Origin of the sequence: Burkholderia aenigmatica (assembly GCF_902499175.1) — a bacterium.
Classification (GTDB): Bacteria; Pseudomonadota; Gammaproteobacteria; order Burkholderiales; family Burkholderiaceae; genus Burkholderia; species Burkholderia aenigmatica.
Window position 1 is genome coordinate 1 of sequence record NZ_CABVQC010000150.1, and the last position, 1537, is coordinate 1537.

At 56.1% G+C, this 1537-nt stretch carries 1 protein-coding gene and 1 pseudogene; both read left to right on the forward strand.

What is annotated here, in order from left to right; genetic code table 11:
• Positions 1–678 (forward strand): tannase/feruloyl esterase family alpha/beta hydrolase (locus tag BDO18943_RS42400; RefSeq protein ID WP_210771980.1); only part of this gene is annotated, 678 nt, incomplete at its 5' end.
• A 292-nt stretch (positions 679–970) separates the two neighbouring features.
• Positions 971–1468, forward strand: a pseudogene (locus BDO18943_RS42405) (porin); the annotation flags it as partial.
• Positions 1469–1537: the final 69 nt, after the last annotated feature.

Sequence of the window (1537 nt, forward strand, 5' to 3'; positions counted from 1 at the left end):
CCAATGCAAACCAAAGTAGACGTTGGAGGCAGGCGATTCATTTACGTTCAATCAAGAATCGAACGCTACACTAGCATTGGGCCATACCCGGTGTTCCAAGGTGCTGACGTGGAAGGAGTACTGTTCGACCCCTTTGGGACGGACGGCACGCATACCGCTTACTACAACCTGTTCAATCCCGTCATCAAGTACTTCGACGAGCAAAATGCGAATGGCACGAGTACCGGTTTTGACTACCGTGCGTGGCAACCGCGGGTCACGCAGTTGTCCAATGAGCTGGACGCGACGAATCCGGATCTCGATACGTTTCAGAAGAAAGGCGGAAAGCTGATCCTGGTGCAGGGCACGACTGACATGTTGGTGACGCCCAATCAAACGACCGCTTACTTCAGTAAGGTGGCGGCACGATACGGCGATTCGACGAGCAGCTTTGTCCGGTATTACGTTGCACCAGGGTTCGGCCATGCGAACGGCACGTTTGCGTTGCAGTGGGACTCGCTGGCAGCGCTGGATGGGTGGGTGGCATCGGGACAAGCACCCGTCAGCCCGGTCGTGACGGATGGGAATCCCGCTACCAAGGGACGTACTCGTCCGTTGTGCGAGTACCCGCAATTCCCGAAGTACAAGGGATCCGGTGACGCAAATAGCGCTTCAAGTTTCGTTTGCGCCGACAGCTAAAGGACAGGACTCGGCTCCCTCGTCTGGGCGCCGAGTCCACACAAATGCGGGAGCCGACCACCCGAGTCAAATGGTTGCGATGACCGAGACCGATGTTTGTTCGAGCACTTCAGGCATGGTGCCGAAGCGCCGCACCTGAGGTAAATCGTGCGGGGCCGTCGAGACTCACCATATCAAGCCTCGCTCGTTTTGCCGGAGATCGAGTAAAGGCATTTGAGCAAGCCTGTTTACTTCGCGGTAAACGACTATCCGGAAACAAAAATATTCTTACATTTGGTTAGGAGATCTACGCATGAAAAATCCGTTCTATCGAAACCTTATCTGCACAGCTCTCTTCGGCGCGTTCTCGGTTGCGAGTTACGCACAAAGCTCCGTTACGTTGTATGGGGTCATCGACGAAGGCGTGGTGTTTCAGAGCAATAGCGGGGCCGGCAAGCGGGTCTCTCTTGACTCGCTGGGCGGCATCTTCGGCAGTCGATGGGGGATGACGGGCAGTGAAGACCTCGGCGGCGGCCTCAAGGCGATCTTCACACTTGAGTCCGGCATCAACTTGAACAACGGCGCATTCGGTCAAGGTGGAACTGCATTTGGCCGCCAGGCATTCGTGGGTCTCAGCAGTGATCGCCTTGGGAGCCTCACCCTCGGGCGGCAGTACGACATGATCTTTTATTTCCCGGAACCCGTGACCGCCGAGGGGCTGCTTGGGGGGCCGGCCTCGTCGCATCCGGGCGATCTCGATAACGCCGCCAATACTATTCGCGTGAACAACGCGATTCGCTACATCCCCCCGCGGCAAAATAGTTGTCGCCCCGATAGAAACTTGAATCTTTCCTGAATTCAAGTTTCGTAGATGGTGGTG